The sequence below is a fragment of the Nocardioides houyundeii genome (genome assembly GCF_002865585.1).
Taxonomy (GTDB): domain Bacteria; phylum Actinomycetota; class Actinomycetes; order Propionibacteriales; family Nocardioidaceae; genus Nocardioides; species Nocardioides houyundeii.
This window is the reverse complement of sequence record NZ_CP025581.1, coordinates 968282-983787: the sequence shown is the minus strand read 5'-3', so window position 1 is coordinate 983787 and position 15506 is coordinate 968282. Positions and strand designations below refer to the sequence as shown.

At 72.4% G+C, this 15506-nt stretch carries 19 protein-coding genes and 1 riboswitch; of the genes, 11 read left to right on the top strand and 8 right to left on the bottom strand.

The genetic code is table 11. From position 1 onward, the window contains the following. The first annotated feature begins 83 nt into the window (after nt 1–83). The 5 genes from C0R66_RS18950 to glpX are packed head-to-tail and all read left to right on the top strand — an operon-like array spanning nt 84 to nt 4143. Entirely contained in the window at nt 84–479 is a 396-nt protein-coding gene (locus tag C0R66_RS18950) for a TOBE domain-containing protein (RefSeq protein WP_114424196.1), read from the top strand. Then, nucleotides 476–1252 carry a molybdate ABC transporter substrate-binding protein gene (gene modA / locus C0R66_RS18945; RefSeq protein ID WP_199286821.1) on the top strand — a complete coding sequence of 259 codons (777 nt, stop codon included), beginning with the start codon at nt 476–478 and terminating at the stop codon, nt 1250–1252. Before C0R66_RS18950 ends, modA begins: the two co-directional genes overlap by 4 nt. Then, a complete protein-coding gene (locus tag C0R66_RS04765) occupies nt 1249–2049 on the top strand; it encodes an ABC transporter permease (RefSeq protein ID WP_101523740.1) in 801 nt (266 codons plus the stop codon). The genes modA and C0R66_RS04765 overlap by 4 nt, the downstream gene beginning before the upstream one ends. After that, nucleotides 2046–3110: an ABC transporter ATP-binding protein gene (locus C0R66_RS04760; protein WP_241901571.1), complete on the top strand. Its 1065-nt coding sequence runs from the start codon at nt 2046–2048 to the stop codon at nt 3108–3110. The genes C0R66_RS04765 and C0R66_RS04760 overlap by 4 nt, the downstream gene beginning before the upstream one ends. A gap of 10 nt (nt 3111–3120) precedes the next feature. Further along, the gene (gene glpX / locus C0R66_RS04755) at nt 3121–4143 is read left to right on the top strand and encodes a class II fructose-bisphosphatase (RefSeq protein WP_101523739.1); all 1023 of its coding nucleotides are present in this window, start codon (nt 3121–3123) and stop codon (nt 4141–4143) included. Here glpX and C0R66_RS04750 read toward each other — a convergent pair. Next, a complete protein-coding gene (locus tag C0R66_RS04750; RefSeq protein ID WP_101523738.1) occupies nt 4108–4941 on the bottom strand; it encodes an alpha/beta hydrolase in 834 nt (277 codons plus the stop codon). The genes glpX and C0R66_RS04750 overlap by 36 nt on opposite strands. Before the next feature lie 88 nt (nt 4942–5029). Here C0R66_RS04750 and C0R66_RS04745 point away from each other — a divergent pair, with 88 nt between their 5' ends. The 6 genes from C0R66_RS04745 (at nt 5030) to C0R66_RS04720 (ending at nt 10483) form a co-directional block, all read left to right on the top strand. Continuing rightward, nucleotides 5030–5947: an alpha/beta fold hydrolase gene (locus tag C0R66_RS04745; protein WP_101523737.1), complete on the top strand. Its 918-nt coding sequence runs from the start codon at nt 5030–5032 to the stop codon at nt 5945–5947. A gap of 174 nt (nt 5948–6121) precedes the next feature. Beyond that, nucleotides 6122–7195 (top strand): extracellular solute-binding protein, encoded by a 1074-nt coding sequence (locus tag C0R66_RS04740; RefSeq protein WP_101523736.1) that lies wholly within the window; start codon nt 6122–6124, stop codon nt 7193–7195. Then, on the top strand, nt 7141–7437 hold the full coding sequence (locus C0R66_RS04735; RefSeq protein ID WP_158647899.1) for a type 2 periplasmic-binding domain-containing protein: 297 nt from the start codon (nt 7141–7143) through the stop codon (nt 7435–7437). Before C0R66_RS04740 ends, C0R66_RS04735 begins: the two co-directional genes overlap by 55 nt. Continuing rightward, complete coding sequence (locus C0R66_RS04730; RefSeq protein ID WP_240311798.1) at nt 7434–8378, top strand: carbohydrate ABC transporter permease; 945 nt, start codon at nt 7434–7436, stop codon at nt 8376–8378. The genes C0R66_RS04735 and C0R66_RS04730 overlap by 4 nt, the downstream gene beginning before the upstream one ends. A gap of 1 nt (nt 8379) precedes the next feature. Next, complete coding sequence (locus C0R66_RS04725) at nt 8380–9219, top strand: carbohydrate ABC transporter permease (protein ID WP_101523734.1); 840 nt, start codon at nt 8380–8382, stop codon at nt 9217–9219. Between the two features lie 4 nt (nt 9220–9223). After that, nucleotides 9224–10483 (top strand): ABC transporter ATP-binding protein, encoded by a 1260-nt coding sequence (locus C0R66_RS04720; RefSeq protein ID WP_101523733.1) that lies wholly within the window; start codon nt 9224–9226, stop codon nt 10481–10483. 96 nt (nt 10484–10579) lie between these two features. Here C0R66_RS04720 and C0R66_RS04715 read toward each other — a convergent pair whose 3' ends face one another. The 7 genes from C0R66_RS04715 to thiE all read right to left on the bottom strand — a co-directional run bounded on the left by C0R66_RS04715 (nt 10580) and on the right by thiE (nt 15376). Continuing rightward, nucleotides 10580–11233, bottom strand: a complete 654-nt coding sequence (locus tag C0R66_RS04715; RefSeq protein ID WP_101523732.1) for a DUF1707 SHOCT-like domain-containing protein — start codon at nt 11231–11233, stop codon at nt 10580–10582. Between the two features lie 42 nt (nt 11234–11275). Then, nucleotides 11276–12133 carry a bifunctional hydroxymethylpyrimidine kinase/phosphomethylpyrimidine kinase gene (gene thiD / locus C0R66_RS04710; RefSeq protein ID WP_101523731.1) on the bottom strand — a complete coding sequence of 286 codons (858 nt, stop codon included), beginning with the start codon at nt 12131–12133 and terminating at the stop codon, nt 11276–11278. Beyond that, nucleotides 12130–12753, bottom strand: a complete 624-nt coding sequence (locus C0R66_RS04705; protein WP_101523730.1) for a thiamine phosphate synthase — start codon at nt 12751–12753, stop codon at nt 12130–12132. Before C0R66_RS04705 ends, thiD begins: the two co-directional genes overlap by 4 nt. Then, nucleotides 12750–13514: a thiazole synthase gene (locus C0R66_RS04700; RefSeq protein WP_101523729.1), complete on the bottom strand. Its 765-nt coding sequence runs from the start codon at nt 13512–13514 to the stop codon at nt 12750–12752. The genes C0R66_RS04705 and C0R66_RS04700 overlap by 4 nt, the downstream gene beginning before the upstream one ends. After that, nucleotides 13511–13699, bottom strand: coding sequence for a sulfur carrier protein ThiS (gene thiS / locus C0R66_RS04695; protein WP_101523728.1), 189 nt, complete (start codon nt 13697–13699; stop codon nt 13511–13513). Before thiS ends, C0R66_RS04700 begins: the two co-directional genes overlap by 4 nt. Continuing rightward, complete coding sequence (locus tag C0R66_RS04690; RefSeq protein ID WP_101523727.1) at nt 13696–14763, bottom strand: FAD-dependent oxidoreductase; 1068 nt, start codon at nt 14761–14763, stop codon at nt 13696–13698. The genes thiS and C0R66_RS04690 overlap by 4 nt, the downstream gene beginning before the upstream one ends. A 10-nt stretch (nt 14764–14773) precedes the next feature. After that, entirely contained in the window at nt 14774–15376 is a 603-nt protein-coding gene (thiE, locus tag C0R66_RS04685; RefSeq protein ID WP_101523726.1) for a thiamine phosphate synthase, read from the bottom strand. Beyond that, nucleotides 15375–15484, bottom strand: a riboswitch (TPP riboswitch). (Overlaps the previous gene by 2 nt.) Nucleotides 15485–15506 lie beyond the last annotated feature (22 nt).

The following is a 15506-nucleotide window of genomic DNA, read 5'->3' as shown; positions in this document are numbered from 1 at the left end:
CGGGAGGATGCGGCCCGAGCGGCCACCGGCCGGATTCCGCCACAGGTCTGGAAGCAGTTCCGCATCTGCGTCACACTGTCGGCGTGACGACGTACCGAATTGCGGAGGCGGCAGCGCTGCTGGGTGTCAGCAACGACACCCTGCGTCGCTGGATCGACGGCGGGCGGGTGACGACCCTGGCGACCAGCGGCCCCCAGGTCATCGAGGGCACCGACCTCGCCGCCCTGGCCGAGTCCCTGGCCGACTCCCCGGACCGGGAGCAGACCCGGGCCGCCTCGGTGAGCGCGCGCAACCGCCTGCCCGGCATCGTCACGCGGGTCAAGCGGGACACCGTGATGGCCCAGGTCGAGATGATCTGCGGTCCCTACCGCCTGGTCTCCCTGATGAGCAGCGAGGCGGCCGACGACCTCGGTCTCGAGCCGGGCGTGCGGGCCATCGCCTCGGTCAAGTCGACCAACGTCGTCGTCGAGGTCCCGTGAGACCACGACTCCTGCTCCCCGCGCTCGCGGCCCTCCTGCTGACGCTCAGCGGGTGCGGCCTCGGGCCGGGGGGCGAGCCCGACGAGCGCAGCCTCACGGTGCTCGCGGCCGCCTCGCTCACCGAGACCTTCACCCGGCTGGGCGACACCTTCGAGGCGGCGCACCCGGACGTGGAGGTCAGGCTCGCCTTCGACTCCTCCGCGACCCTGGCGCAGCAGGTGACCGAGGGCGCCCCGGCCGACGTGCTGGCCACCGCCGACCAGCGCTCCATGAGCCTGGCGCAGGACGCGGGCGGGGTCGCGGACAGCCCCCGACTGCTGGCACGCAACACCCTGGTGCTGATCACCCCGGCCGGCGATCCGGCCGTCGACGACGTCACCGACCTCGAGGACCCGGACGTCGACTTCGTGACCTGCGTGCCGACCGCACCGTGCGGGGCGCTCGCCGCGGAGGTGCTGAGTCGCAACGACGTAGCCGCGGCCCCGGCCAGCCAGGAGGTCGACGTCAAGGCCGTGCTCGCCCGGGTGACCAGCGGCGAGGCGGACGCCGGGCTGGTCTACCGCAGCGACGCCGTCGCTGCCGGGGATGGCATCGAGGTCGTCCAGCTGCCAGGAGGCGCGAGCCGGCCCACCGACTACCTCGTCGCCGTGCTGGCCGGCGCCCAGGAGCCCGACCTGGCGCGGGAGTTCCTGGAGCTGGCGCTGGGCCCTGAGGGCCGCCGCGTGCTCACCGAGGCAGGGTTCACCGACCCGGGCAGCGAGCCGGACAGATGAGCACCTCGCGCACGTCGAGCCTGGGCCGTCCGCCGGTGGTGCTGCTGGCCCCGGCCGCGTTCGCGGTGGCGCTGCTCGTCGTACCGCTGGTGGCGTTGGTGGCGTCCACCGACGCGGACGCCCTCGGCGCGCACCTGCGCGACGAGCGGGTGCTGCGCGCCCTCTGGCTGACCACCGTGGCCAGCGGCGCCACCGTGGTCGCCTGCCTGGTGCTGGGCACTCCCCTGGCCTGGGTGCTGGCCCGGGTGGAGTTCCCCGGGCGATCGGTCCTGCGCGCCCTGGTGACCGTGCCGCTGGTGCTCCCGCCCGTGGTCGCGGGGGTCGCCCTGCTCAGCGCGCTGGGCCGCACCGGCCTGGTCGGGGCACCGCTGCGCGACCTGGGGGTCACCATCCCCTACACGACCTGGGCCGTGGTCATCGCCCACACCTTCGTGGCGATGCCGTTCTACGTCCTCTCGGTCGAGGGCAGCCTGCGCACCGGCGGGGACCAGCTCGACCGGGTGGCCGCCACCCTGGGGGCGACCCGCCTGCTCACCTTCCGACGAGTCACCCTGCCCCTGGTGCTGCCCGGCATCGCGGCGGGCTCCGCACTGGCCTGGGCCCGTTCCCTGGGCGAGTTCGGAGCGACGATCACCTTCGCCGGCAACTATCCGGGCACCACCCAGACGATGCCGTCCCTGATCTACGCCGAGCTCCAGGCCGACGTCGAGGTGGCCCGCACCCTGAGCCTGGTGCTGCTCGCGGCCTCCCTTGCGGTGCTGGCCCTGCTCCGCAACCGCTGGCTGGTGCGACCGTGACCACTCCCTCACCTGCGGGGTCGCCAGCGGGGTCGCCAGCGGGCGGTGCGTTCGGGTTGCTGGCCGAGGTCGTGGTGCCGGGGCGCGTCACGGCGCACCTGCAGGCCGGGCCCGGCGAGGTGGTGGCGGTGATCGGGCCCAACGGGGCCGGCAAGTCGACCCTGCTGCACGCGCTCGCCGGGCTGGTTCCGATGACCGGCCAGGTCCTGGTGGACGGGACCGACTGGGCGTCGCTGCCGGTGCCGGCGCGCGAGCTCGGCGTGGTGTTCCAGGACCGCTCCCTGTTCCCCCACCTCAGCGCGTGCGACAACGTCGCCTTCGGGCTGCGCGCCCGGGGGGTTCCGCGCCGGGTCGCCGACGCCACGGCACTCGAGTGGCTGGAACGCTTCGGCGTGACCGAGCTGGCCCGCCGGCGGCCCGGGCAGCTCTCCGGCGGCCAGGCCCAACGCGTCGCGATCGCCCGGGCGCTGGCCTGCCGGCCGCGGCTGCTGCTGCTCGACGAGCCGTTCGCCGGGCTCGACGTCACGGTGGCCGCCGCGCTGCGGCTCGAGCTGGCCGAGCACCTGGCCGGCTTCAGCGGGGTGACGCTGCTGGTCACCCACGACGCCCTGGACGCCCTGACCCTGGCGTCGCGGGTCGTGGTCGTCGACGGCGGCACCGTCGCCCAGACGGGTACGCCGCGACAGGTCGCCGCCCAGCCGCGTACCGAGCACGTCGCCCGGCTGGTGGGGATCAACGTGGTGCGCGACGGGACAGAGCTGGTGGCCTTCAGCCCGACAGCGGTCACCGTCTCCCTGGCCCGCCCCGAGGGCTCGGCGCGCCTGAGCTGGCACGGTGCGGTCAGCACCCTGACCCCGCACGGGGACGCGCTGCGGGTCCAGGTCGCCAGCTCGCCGCCACTGCTGGCCGACGTCACCCCGGAGTCCGCCCGGGAGCTGGCCCTCGCCCCGGGGCGCCCGGTCTGGCTCAGCGCCAAGGCCACCGCCGTACGCCGGTATCCCGCCGGGAACCCGTCCCACGAGCGCCAGTCGCGTCACGGCAGCCCCACTGGCGACCGTTAACATACGCGGCATGACGCCCGCGGATCTGACCGTCGCCCCCGAGGCCCCCGATCGCAACCTCGCCCTCGAGCTGGTCCGCGTGACCGAGGCCGCCGCCCTGGCCGCCGGACGCTGGGTGGGCCGAGGCGACAAGAACGGCGCCGACGGGGTGGCCGTCAACGCGATGCGCGTGATGATCGGCTCGATCGGGATGAACGGCACCGTGGTCATCGGCGAGGGCGAGAAGGACAACGCCCCGATGCTCTACAACGGCGAGCAGGTCGGCGACGGCACCGGACCCGAGTGCGACGTCGCGGTCGACCCCATCGACGGGACCACCCTGGCCGCCAAGGGGATGGCCAACGCGATCGCCGTGCTGGCCGTCGCGCCGCGCGGCACCATGTTCGACCCGTCCGCGGTCTTCTACATGGAGAAGCTGGTCACCGGTCCCGAGGCCGCCGGCTCCGTCGACATCCGGCTCCCCGTCGCGGAGAACATCCGCCTGGTCGCCAAGGCCAAGGGCAGCCGCGCCGAGGACGTCACCGTGGTGCTGCTCGACCGCCCGCGTCACGAGAGGCTGGTGGAGGAGATCCGGGCCACCGGTGCGCGTATCAAGTTCATCAGCGACGGGGACGTCGCCGGCGCGATCATGGCCGCCCGCCCCGGCACCGGCATCGACCTGATGCTGGGCATCGGCGGCACCCCGGAGGGGATCATCGCGGCGTGCGCGATGAAGTCCCTGGGCGGTGTCATCCAGGCCCGGCTCTGGCCCACCGACGACGCCGAGCGCCAGAAGGCGCTGGACGCCGGCCACGACCTGGACCCCGACCACGTGCTGGCCACTGACGACCTGGTCACCGGCGAGGACTCGTTCTTCGTCGCCACCGGCATCACCGACGGCGAGCTCATGCAGGGTGTGCGCTACAAGGCCAACGGCGCCGCCACCACGCACTCGCTGGTGATGCGCTCGCGCAGCGGCACGATCCGCAACATCATCTCCGAGCACCAGCTCGGCAAGCTAGGCGATTACTCCGCTATCGACTTCGGCAAGTGACCCCAGGGCAGGTCGCGCGAGCGCCTGCTTGACGACGTCGATGACCCGTGGGTCCACCACCATGCCCAGGTGCGAGGCGGTGACCTCGACGCAGGTGGCCTGAGGGTCCGTGCAGGCGCGGTGGTCCACGATGCCGTCACGCCGCGACCAGACGGCGGTGAACGCGACGCCGGGACCCAGCAGGGTGCGGCACTGGTCGAAGGCCGAGCGGGCGCACTCCCCCGCCACGCAGTCCTCCGACATCAGTCCGTGCAGGCCGGCCCGGCTCAGGCGCACCAGCACCTCGATGCTGGCGGTGATCGAGGGGTGCTGCGCGCCGGGGGCCAACATCGGGCTGCCGAGGGTCACGATGCCCGAGACGAGGTCGGGCCGGCGCGCGGCCACGGTGCGCGCCAGCAGGCCGCCCAGGCTGTGACCGACGATGCGGGCCCGGGTGCCGCGTCGGGCCACCACCGACTCCAGGGTCGCCTCCAACTGGTGGGCCGCCTCCAGCGTGCAGCCCACGTTGGCGTGGATGTGGGAGCGGTAGGTGCGGATCCCGTCGCGGCGCAGCGAGCGGGCCATCCAGGAGAGGGTGCCGTCGCCGGCCAGGAAGCCCGGCACCAGCACCACCGGCTCCGCGGTCCGGACCGGGGCGCCTCCAACCCAGGGCCGGCGGTGCCACAGCTGCTCGTCGGCCCGTCGTACGGCGTAGCGACCCGCCTCGCCCAGCACGCTCGCCTCGCGGAGCACCGACGCGGGGTGCAGGGCGGCGAACCCGTCTGGTCGCAGGAAGCAGGCCAGTGTGGGGGGTGTCACATTCGCACCTTAGGACAGCGTCTTGCGAAGCCGTGGCAAAAGTGCCCAACGGGCCTCGGGCCCTGCCCCGATCGTGTTGACTGAATCCATGCCGTCCCGCAAGAAGGAGCCCGTTGTCCCGGTCTCCGCGGAGCTTCTCGCCCCGGTCAGCCCGGACGTGGAGATCTGTTACCAGACCTTCGGCTCCGCCGAGGCCGACCCGCTGCTGCTGGTGATGGGACTGGGCGGGCCGATGACGTGGTGGGACGCCGAGCTGTGCCGCCAGCTCGCACGCGCCGGCTTCTACGTGATCCGCTACGACAACCGGGACACCGGTCGCTCCACCCACTCCGAGGCCAGGGTCAGCCGAGCCATGCTGGTGCGCGCCTTCGCCGGCCGCCGGGTGCGGGCGCCGTACTCGATCAGCGACCTGGCCCAGGACGCCTTCGGCCTGCTCGACCACCTGGGGCTGCCCTCGGCACACGTGGCGGGGATCTCGATGGGCGGGATGATCGCCCAGAGCATGGCCATCGAGCAGCCCCGCCGGGTGCGGTCGCTGACCAGCATCATGTCGACCACCGGGCGGCGTACCGTCGGCTGGCAGAGCCCGAAGCTGCTGCCCGCCCTCATCGCCCCGCGGTCGGGGCGCGAGGCCTACGTGCGGACCAGCGCGATGCTGTGGAAGATGATCGGGTCCCCGGGCTACCCGATCGACCACGACGAGCTGGCGGTGCGCGCGGGCGAGACCTACGACCGCGGGTTCGACGCGCGCGGAGTGCTGCGCCAGATGCTGGCCGTGCTCACCCAGCCCGACCGCACCCTGCGGCTGCGGTCGCTGCGGATGCCGACCCTGGTGATCCACGGACTGAGCGACAAGATGGTCCACGTCTCGGGCGGTCGCGCTACTTCGGCGGCAGTGCCGGGTGCCGAGCTGCTGCTGATCGACGGCATGGGCCACGACCTGCCGGCGCCGCTCTTTCGCACCGTGGTCGACGCGGTACGACGGACCGCGGACCGCGCGGCCTGACCGACGCGCCGCGGCACCTGCAGGAGGAAAATTCCACCCCTCAGATGCGGCATTGCGCACCCCTAAATCGGGTACCCGGGATCTCACGCCGGTGATTACTCGTGGGGCCGATGGGGTTGCCAAGCACCGTCCCGTGCACTAGATGTGATCTATACCACAACAGGGAGGGAGCTCATGGCATCGCTCCACAAGAGCTCAGGACGACGACGTGCAGGGATCGCGCTCGCGTCCCTGGCCCTGTCCTCGAGCATGCTCGCGGCCTGCGGAGGAGACGACTCCGGCAAGGCGACACTCAACTGGTACATCAACCCCGACGGCCAGGACACGATCAACGGGCTCGCGGCCGACTGCAGCACCGCCGACTACGACATCGAGGTGCAGCTGCTCCCCTCCTCCGCGACCGACCAGCGCACCCAGCTCGCTCGCCGGCTCGCCGCCGAGGACAGCTCGACCGACCTGATGAGCCTGGACCCCGTCTTCATCCCCGAGTTCGCCAACGCTGGCTGGCTCTCTGAGTTCGACGGCGAGCAGGCCTCGAAGGTGGTGGACGACGACGTGCTCCAGGGCGCGGCCGACACCGTCACCTGGGAGGACAAGGTGATGGCCGCACCGCAGTGGGCCAACACCCAGGTCCTGTGGTACCGCAAGTCCCTGGCCCAGGCCGCCGGCCTGAACCCGGACGAGCCCTGGACCTGGGACCAGGTGATCGACGCGGCCGCCGACAACGACGGCACCGTCGGCATCCAGGCGAACCGCTACGAGGGTTACGTGGTGTGGATCAACGCGCTCATCCTCGGCGCGGGCGGAGACATCATCACCGACACCGAGGCGGGACGCGACGCGAAGGTCGCCATCGACTCCGAGGCGGGGCTCGACGCGGCCCGGATCATCGAGAAGCTCGTCAGCTCCGGCGCTGCCCAGGCCGACCTCTCGGTGTCCAACGAGGGCACCTCGCTGGGACAGATGTATCCCGAGGACGGCGCCGGGGAGTTCCTGACGAACTGGACGTTCGTCTACAAGAACTATGAGGGCCTGGTCGACAGCGGTGGCCTGACCCAGGAGCAGTTCGACGACCTGGGCTGGAAGCGGTTCCCCGAGACCGTGGCGGGTGAGGAGTCCCGCCCCCGATCGGCGGTATCTCCATCGGGGTCGGCGCCTACTCCAAGCACGTGGACTGGGCCAAGGAGGCCGCGATGTGCGTGTCCAGCGCGGACGCGCAGAGCAAGCTCGCCGTCAACAACGGCCTGATGCCCTCGCGAGGCTCGGTCTACGACTCCGACGAGCTGAAGGAGGCCTACCCCGCCGACCTGCTGGACCTGTTCCGCGAGAGCGTCGACGGCGGCGGGCCCCGACCCAAGAGCGCCTACTACAGCCAGATCTCCAGCGCCATCCAGTCGATCTGGCACTCGCCCACCGGCGTGAACGACGACACCCCCAAGAAGTCGGCGGAGTTCCTGGCGGACATCCTGGCCGGAAGGAGACTGCTGTGACGAACACCGTCGTCGCACCCGACTCGCGGGAGGACCGCGCCAAGACAGCTCAGATGAGCGACCGGAGCAGGGCAGAGCAGCGGCTGGGCCAGAAGCTGGTGCTCCCTGCGGTGATCATGATGCTGGTGGTCACGGCGTTCCCGATGCTGCGGGCGATCTACCTCAGCGTCTTCGACTACAGCCTCACGGCCCCCGACGACCGCTCGTTCGTGGGACTCCAGAACTACACCACCGCGCTCACCGACTCGCTGTTCTGGAAGACCACCCTGAACACGGTCTTCATCATGGTCGTCACCGTCGCGGTGGAGCTGGTGATCGGCTTCATCTTCGCGATGGTGATGCACCGGGTGATCTTCGCCCGCGGCATCATCCGGACCTCGATCCTGATCCCCTACGGCATCATCACCGTGGTCTCCGGCTTCGCCTGGCAGTTCGCCTTCAGCAACAGCAACGGCTTCATCAACGAGTGGTTGCCGTGGGTCGCTGACAGCTTCAACTGGTTCGGCCAGTACGGCTCGGCGATCGCGGCGATCATGGTCTCGGAGATCTGGAAGACCACACCGTTCATGTCGCTGCTCCTGCTGGCCGGACTCGCCCAGGTCAGTGAGGACATGATCGAGGCGGCCAAGGTCGACGGGGCGACGTGGTGGCAGCGTCTGTGGAAGGTGATCCTGCCCAACATGCGCTCGGCCATCATGGTCGCGGTGCTCTTCCGGGCCCTGGACGCCTACCGGATCTTCGACAACATCTTCGTGATGACCGCGGGCGCGCAGGGCACCGGTTCCGTCTCGTTCCTGACCTACCGGCAGGTGATCGAACAGTTCCAGCTCGGGATCGGGTCGGCGCTCTCGGTGCTCCTGTTCCTCTCGGTCCTCATCATCGCCGCCCTGATCGTGAAGATCTTCCGAGTCGACCTGGCCGCCGCCCGGCAGGAGAGCTGACATGAGCGCCAAGAACAAGGTCCTCACCGTGGTGGGAGCGCTGCTGATCCTCGTGTGGTGCCTGCTGCCGGTGGCCTGGATCATCTCGCTGTCCTTCAAGTCCCAGGAGGCCATCACCACCGGCAGCCCCGGCTTCCTGCCCGCCGAGGGGGGCCGAGCCGGCTGGCAGAACTACGTCGACGTGCTGAACGACGAGCAGTTCCGCCGGGCGATCCTCAACTCGATCGGGATCTCGCTCATCGCGACCACCCTCTCGGTCGTCCTCGCCACCTTGGCGGCGTACGCCATCGCGCGACTGGAGTTCAAGGGCAAGAAGTTCGTGCTGAGCACCGCTCTGGTGATCGCGATGTTCCCGGTCGTCGCCCTGGTCGGGCCGCTGTTCGACATGTGGCGCACGTTCGGGATCTACGACACCTGGCTCGGCCTGATCATCCCCTACCTGTCGTTCACCCTGCCGCTGGCGATCTGGACCCTGTCGGCCTTCTTCCGCGAGATCCCGTGGGAGATGGAGCAGGCCGCCCAGGTCGACGGCGCCACGTCGTGGCAGGCGTTCCGCAAGGTGATCGTCCCGCTCGCCGCACCGGGCGTCTTCACGGCGGCGATCCTGACGTTCTTCTTCGCCTGGAACGACTTCGTCTTCGGGATCTCGCTGACCTCCACCGAGAGGGCACGACCGATCCCAGCGGCCCTGTCGTTCTTCGTGGGCCAGGACCCGTTCAACCGGCCGGCCTCGCTGCTCGCCGCGGGAGCTGTGGTCTCCACGATTCCGATCATCATCATCGTCCTGCTGTTCCAGCGCAAGATCGTCGCCGGCCTCACCTCCGGCGCAGTGAAGGGTTGATCCCATGGCCGCCATCACCATGAAGAACATCGTCAAGAAGTACGGCGACGGGTTCCCCGCCGTGAACGACGTGAGCATCGACGTCGCGGACGGGGAGTTCATGATCCTTGTGGGCCCGTCCGGCTGCGGGAAGTCGACCCTGCTGCGGATGATCGTGGGCCTGGAGGACATCACCTCCGGCGACATGATCATCGGGGACCGCAAGGTCAACGACCTGGCTCCGCGCGACCGCAACCTCGCGATGGTGTTCCAGAACTACGCCCTGTACCCGCACCTGACGGTCTACGAGAACATCGCGTTCCCGCTCCGGCTCGCCGGCGCCAACGACGACGAGGTCGACCGCAAGGTGCGTGAGGCGTCCAAGACCCTCGAGCTCGACGAGCACCTGGAGCGCAAGCCGGGCAACCTCTCGGGTGGGCAGCGCCAGCGGGTCGCCATGGGCCGCGCGATCGTCCGCGACGCCGACGCGTTCCTCTTCGACGAGCCGCTGTCCAACCTCGACGCCAAGCTGCGCGGGCAGATGCGCACCGAGATCTCGCGCCTGCAGAAGCGTCTGGGCATCACCACCGTCTACGTCACCCACGACCAGACCGAGGCGATGACGCTCGGCGACCGGGTGGCGGTGCTCAAGCGGGGCATCCTCCAGCAGCTGGCCACTCCGCGCGAGCTCTACGAGAACCCGGGCAACCTGTTCGTCGCCGGCTTCATCGGCTCGCCGCCGATGAACTTCCTGCCCGCGGAGGTGGACGGCACGACGGTCAAGCTGCCCTTCGGCGAGGTCCAGATCCCGGCCGACAAGGCCGAGAAGGCCCGCGGCAGGGGGCTGCTGATGGCCGGGATCCGGCCCGAGCACTTCGAGGACGCCTCGGTCGTCGACCCCGGCAAGGAGGGATCGACGTTCCACGCCAAGGTCGACGTGGTGGAGTGGCTGGGCAACGAGGCCTACGCCTACATCCCGTTCGAGGCCCCGCCGGAGGTGCAGAAGCAGCTGAACCAGCTGGAGCAGGACCTGGACGGTGAGTCCCTGCGCACCCAGCTGGTCATCTCGCTCGACGGCGCGAGCCGCATCGCCGAGGGCGACGAGGCGGAGATCTGGGTCAACACCTCCAAGATGCACCTCTTCGACCCCAGCACCGGGGAGAACCTCACCGTGGACACCTCGCGCGCGGGGCGCATCCCGGAGCTGGACGACCCGCAGGAGCAGGAGAGGGCCGAGCAGATGGCCGCGAAGGCGGAGGAGATCCACTCCGCTCCGGAGGCCTGAGACCACCGACGACGGGTTACGCACCACCGTCGGCTGGAAGGAAGCCCCACGACCGCCAGCTGGGTCGTGGGGCTTTCCCGTGCTGGGCGCCCGGGCTCAGTGGCCCAGCATCTTGCGGCGCAGCGGCCCCGGCTCCCCCGGCATCGCCTTGCGGATGACGGAGACCGCGCCCATCAGGGCGAACCCCTTGACCCGCACCACCGGGGAGTCGGGCCCGACGTCCGGCGCCACCCTGTCGCGCCCCTGCTCGAAGGCCCCCATGATGCCCACGCCGTCCACGATCACCCGGGTGCCGGCATTGACCACCACGTCGATCCCTCCCCAGACCGCGTAGGCGTTGACGACCGTCTCGTGACTGGTGAAGCGCGCCTGCCTCAAGTCGATGCAGATGCCACCCATCACCGCCACGGCGGTGTGGCTCTCCCCCACCTGCCACACGCCCTTGCGGTCGACGCCGCCCATCACCGCGATCGAGGTGGGGTACTCCGCGGCCGGCAGCCCGTCGGGCACGGCCATCGGCCGTGGCTGTGGCTGTGGCTGTGCGGGCACCGGCAGCCGGCTGTCGCCGGGCAGGTCGATGGTGATCGGCACCAGGTCGGCGTACACCTTGGCGGCGTACGCCGTCTCCAGCCGCTCGTCGAGCTCCTCCAGGTCGATCCTGCCCTCGGCGGCCGCCTCGCGCAGCACCTCCGCTACCCGGTGTCGGTCCGCGTCGGAGATCCGCAGCTGGGAGGGGTCGTGCTCGCTCATGCGTCCCAGCCTAGCCACAGCCCTGGGCCGCCACCTACCCCGTCACCGCTCGGATTCCGGTCCCGGAGCGTCGTGGCAGATGCCGCGGCGAGGTTGCCCGGCCACCGGCTGCGCCGCCTCGGCGGTGTGGGCCACGGGCCCCCGACCTCGGCCCAGCTCCCACTGCCGGCTGCGGCGCAGCGCGGAGGTGGTGAACTCGGCGGCCTGCGCCACCGCCTGCACCAGGTCGACGCCGGAGGCCAAGCGGGTGGCCAGCGCACTGCTGTGGGTGCAGCCGGTGCCGTGGTCGTTCGTCGTCGCAACCGCTGGGTGACGCAGCGACAACGGCTCGCCGCCGGGTCTGGCGAGCCAGTCCCTGCCCTCGGGTCCACCGGTCACCACCACCGAGCACCCGAGCCTGGTCAGCGCCCGGGCAAGGTCGGGGGCGGACGCCCGGAGCCCGGCCAGGGCGGCTGCCTCGTCACCGTTGGGGGTGGCCACGGTGGCGACCGGCAGCAGGTGCTCCCGGTAGGCGGCCACCACCTCCGTGTCGCCGAGCACCGCCCCGCTGGTGGCCACCAGCACCGGGTCCACCACCAGGGGCAGCCCGAGGTCCCGCACGCGGGTGGCCACCAGCGCGACCACGTCGGCCGAGCCGAGCATCCCGGTCTTCACGCACGCCACCGGGAGGTCCTCCAGGACCGCGTCCAGCTGCGCCGAGACCACCTCCAGCGGCACCGGGTGGACCGCCCGTACGCCGGTGGTGTCCTGGGCGGTGACCGCAGTGACCACGCAGGCCCCGTGGGCGCCGAGCTGACCGATCGTGGCCAGGTCCGCAGCGACGCCGGCCGCGCCGCCGGAGTCCGTGCCGGCGATGGTCAGCACCACCGGCGGAGTGCCGCGCCCGCTCCTCGGCGTCACCGGGTGACCTCCAGCAGCCGGGCCACGACCCCGGCAGGATCGGCTGCCCGCATCACCTCGCCCATCACGGCCACCCCGTGGGCCCCGGCCTCCAGCGCTTGGCGGGCGTTGTCGACCCCGACCCCGCCGAGCGCCAGCACGGGCAGCGGGAGCCCGCGGTACGCGGTCCGCGGCACCGCAGGCCCGTACCCGGGCTTGCTCGCCGAGCAGGCGAACGGCGACAGGGTGGCCCAGCGCCCCCCGGCGCGCCGCACCGCGACGACCTCGGAGCGGGAGTGGCAGGAGCGGCCCCAGGGACCGGCCGGCTCCCCCAGCTGCTCCGGCTCCTGATGGGCGGCGAGGTGGAGGCCGTGCGCGGCGGGATCCGCGACGCGGGAGGAGACCACGACCAGGCCCGCCAGCTCGGCCAGCGTGGCGACCAGCGCCCGGCGCGTCGCCGGCCGGAGGTCGTGCTCGCGCACGATGACGGCCCCCAGTCCGGCACTCGCACACGCGGCGATCGTGCCGACCAGGTCGCGTCCCGGTGGCAGCTGGCTGCGGTCGGTGACCAGGAACAGTCTGGGCGGCACTGCGAGACCCGCGGGACCGGGCCCCGGGGCGCGACGGGTGCGGGGGCTCATCCGATCCGCCCATCGCGGGGGCTCGAGGCCCGGGCCGTGGCGCGGCGCGGGATGCGCCCGGCCTCCCGGGCGGCGTACCCCGCCTCCACCGCCAGGCGCAGCGCCCGCGCCATCACCGGCGGGGCGGCGGCCCGGGTCACCGCGGAGGCCGCGAGGACTCCGGCGCAGCCGAGCTCCATCGCCAGGGCCGCGTCGCTGGCGGTGCCGATGCCGGCGTCCAGCACGACCGGTACCTGGACCGCGGCCACCACCGACTCCACCGCGAACGGGTCCATCACTCCCAGGCCCGACCCGATGGGCGACCCGAGGGGCATCACCGCGACGCAGCCGAGGTCGGCGAGCCGTCGGGCGAGCACGGGGTCGGCGCCCATGTAGGGCAGCACCGCGAACCCGTCGGACACCAGCTGCTCCGCGGCCTCCAACAGCTCCACGGCGTCGGGCAGCAGGGACTCCTCGTCGCCGATCACCTCGAGCTTGACCCAGTCTGTCCCCAGGGCCTCCCGCGCCAGCCGAGCCGTCAGCACCGCCTCCCGGGCCGAGCGGCAACCGGCCGTGTTGGGCAGCACCCGGACCCCGTGCCGACCCAGGAGGCCCAGCAGGCCGTTCTGCCCACCGCCCCCGGCGCGCCGCATGCTCACCGTGACCAGACCGGGACGAGCCGCCTCCAGCACGGGCTCGAGCAGCGAGAGCCGGGGCAGTCCCCCGGTGCCGAGCAGCAGTCGGGAGGTGAGCTCCACCCCTGCGACGCGCAGGCCGGTCATCCGCCCTGCACCGCCGTCACGACCTCGACCACGTCACCGGGGACCAGCTCGCGACCGCCGACGGCCGCTCGCGGCACCACCTCGCCGTTGACGGCCACCGCGACTCCGGGACGAAGGCCCCCCAGCAGCTCGGCCACGGTGCCCGGCGGCACCTCGGCGGGCGAGCCGTTCAGCACGATCCTCATTGCGGCACGCTCCTGCTCGGCGCCGTCTGCCACGCCCCGGTCGGCGGGTGGACGGCGTCGAATCGACGTGGGTCCCAGGCCGGCTCGCTCGCACCGCCGTCCAGCTGGTCGGCGATCAGCACCGCGGTGAGCGGGGCCAGCAGCACCCCGTGCCGGTGGTGCCCCGCGGCCAGCAGCACCTCCGGCAGGTGGGTGGCACCCACCAGCGGACGGTGGTCGACGGAGGCCGGGCGGTCCCGGGCGACCGCCTCGGCGAAGGTGGCGCGGTCCAGTCCGGGCAGCAGGGTCCGCGCCGCCGCCAGCAGGGTCGCCAGGCCCTCCAGCGTCACCACCGGCGGTGCGGCGTGCTCGCTCTGGGTGGCACCGATGACCACCTCGCCGTCCGGGCGGGGCACGACGTAGACCGGAGTGCCCCGCACCCAGCCGCGCAGGGTGCGCCGGGGCGGGTCGGGGCAGTGCGCGCGCACCACCTCCCCGCGGACCCCGCGCACCAGGTGGGCGAACGGCGGGGGCAGGGTGGTCCCGGTCGCCACGACAGTGACGTCGGCCGGCCCGGTGGCGGCCGGGACCACCCGGCACCGGCGTCGCAGCGCCCGCACCACGACCCGGGGGTCGACGCTGTGGTCGCGGGGCAGCAGAGCGGCTCCCGCGCAGCCTCGGGCCAGGGCAGGCTCCAGGACCCGGGCGTCGCGAGGGTCGAGCCGCTCCAGGGGCTCGCCGTGGTCGGTGAGGAGCGACAGCAGTCGGCCCAGGTCGTCGGCGTCCCCGGCGTCGTGGGCCACCAGCATGGTGCCGACCGGCCGCAGCGGCACCCCCAGGTCCTGGGCCAGCCCCGGCCACAGGTCGGCACTGCGCCGACCGGTCCGGAGCAGGTCGGCCTCACCGTGCCAGGCCTCGCCGGCCGGGCTCAGCATCCCGGCCGCGGCCCAGGAGGCGCCGCTGCCGGGCGCGGGGTCGACCACCTCGACGCGGTGCCCGCGACGCCCCAGCTCCAGGGCGCAGGTGAGCCCGATGATCCCCGCGCCCAGCACCCGGACGCGGAGCGTGCTGTCCTCGACGGTCATGTCAGGCTCCTCAGGCCGACGCCGTCACGAGCTCCTTGGCCGCGGCCACCGGATCTCGCGCGCCCCAGATCCCCGCGATGACCGCGACACCGTGCGCCCCGGTGGCGCGCGCCTGGACCGCGCGTGCCGCGGTCACCCCGCCGATGGCGAAGAGAGGCAGCACCCCCTGAGCGGACTCGATCGCCCCCGGTCCCAGGGGCGTGGGCAGTCCCGACTTGCTGCGCGTGCCCCAAACCGGCCCGAACCCGGCGTACGTCGCCCCGTCGGCGCGCGCCTGCGCCACCGCCTGTGGGTCCCGGCACGTCGCCCCCACCAGCAGGTCGGGCGCCAGTCGTCGCGCCACCGCGACCGGGAGGTCGTCGGCTCCCAGGTGCACGCCGTCCGCCCCGGTCGCCAGGGCGATGTCGACCCGGTCGTTGACCACCACGGTGGCGCCGTGGGAGCGGACGGCCGCGATGACCAGGGTGACCAGCGCCAGCAGCTCGCGGTCGCCGGCCCCCTTGGCCCGGACCTGGAAGCCGTCGACCCCGGCCTCGGCGAGGGCGGTGAGCAGGGTCAGGTCGTCGGTGGCCGAGACGAGGCAGAACAGACGGGGCAGGATGGTGGGGTACACGTGAGCTCCTCGACGCTTCCTTCGCCGGCATGACCCGGATCAGGTTCGACGGTCGGAGCGGAACAGCTCCCTCTCAGCCCGCTGCCGCAGGCTCCCGTGGTGGACGCCTCCGACGCTAGCAGCGCCAGGC

Bases quoted from the DNA above. Each gene is read 5' to 3' on its own strand.
- C0R66_RS04765 (WP_101523740.1), top strand. From the start codon at position 1,249: ATGAGCACCTCGCGCACGTCGAGCCTGGGCCGTCCGCCGGTGGTGCTG.
- glpX (WP_101523739.1), top strand. From the start codon at position 3,121: ATGACGCCCGCGGATCTGACCGTCGCCCCCGAGGCCCCCGATCGCAAC.
- C0R66_RS04745 (WP_101523737.1), top strand. From the start codon at position 5,030: ATGCCGTCCCGCAAGAAGGAGCCCGTTGTCCCGGTCTCCGCGGAGCTT.
- C0R66_RS04740 (WP_101523736.1), top strand. From the start codon at position 6,122: ATGGCATCGCTCCACAAGAGCTCAGGACGACGACGTGCAGGGATCGCG.
- C0R66_RS04735 (WP_158647899.1), top strand. From the start codon at position 7,141: ATGTGCGTGTCCAGCGCGGACGCGCAGAGCAAGCTCGCCGTCAACAAC.
- C0R66_RS04725 (WP_101523734.1), top strand. From the start codon at position 8,380: ATGAGCGCCAAGAACAAGGTCCTCACCGTGGTGGGAGCGCTGCTGATC.
- C0R66_RS04720 (WP_101523733.1), top strand. From the start codon at position 9,224: ATGGCCGCCATCACCATGAAGAACATCGTCAAGAAGTACGGCGACGGG.
- C0R66_RS04715 (WP_101523732.1), bottom strand. From the start codon at position 11,233: ATGAGCGAGCACGACCCCTCCCAGCTGCGGATCTCCGACGCGGACCGA.
- C0R66_RS04705 (WP_101523730.1), bottom strand. From the start codon at position 12,753: ATGAGCCCCCGCACCCGTCGCGCCCCGGGGCCCGGTCCCGCGGGTCTC.
- C0R66_RS04700 (WP_101523729.1), bottom strand. From the start codon at position 13,514: ATGACCGGCCTGCGCGTCGCAGGGGTGGAGCTCACCTCCCGACTGCTG.
- thiS (WP_101523728.1), bottom strand. From the start codon at position 13,699: ATGAGGATCGTGCTGAACGGCTCGCCCGCCGAGGTGCCGCCGGGCACC.
- C0R66_RS04690 (WP_101523727.1), bottom strand. From the start codon at position 14,763: ATGACCGTCGAGGACAGCACGCTCCGCGTCCGGGTGCTGGGCGCGGGG.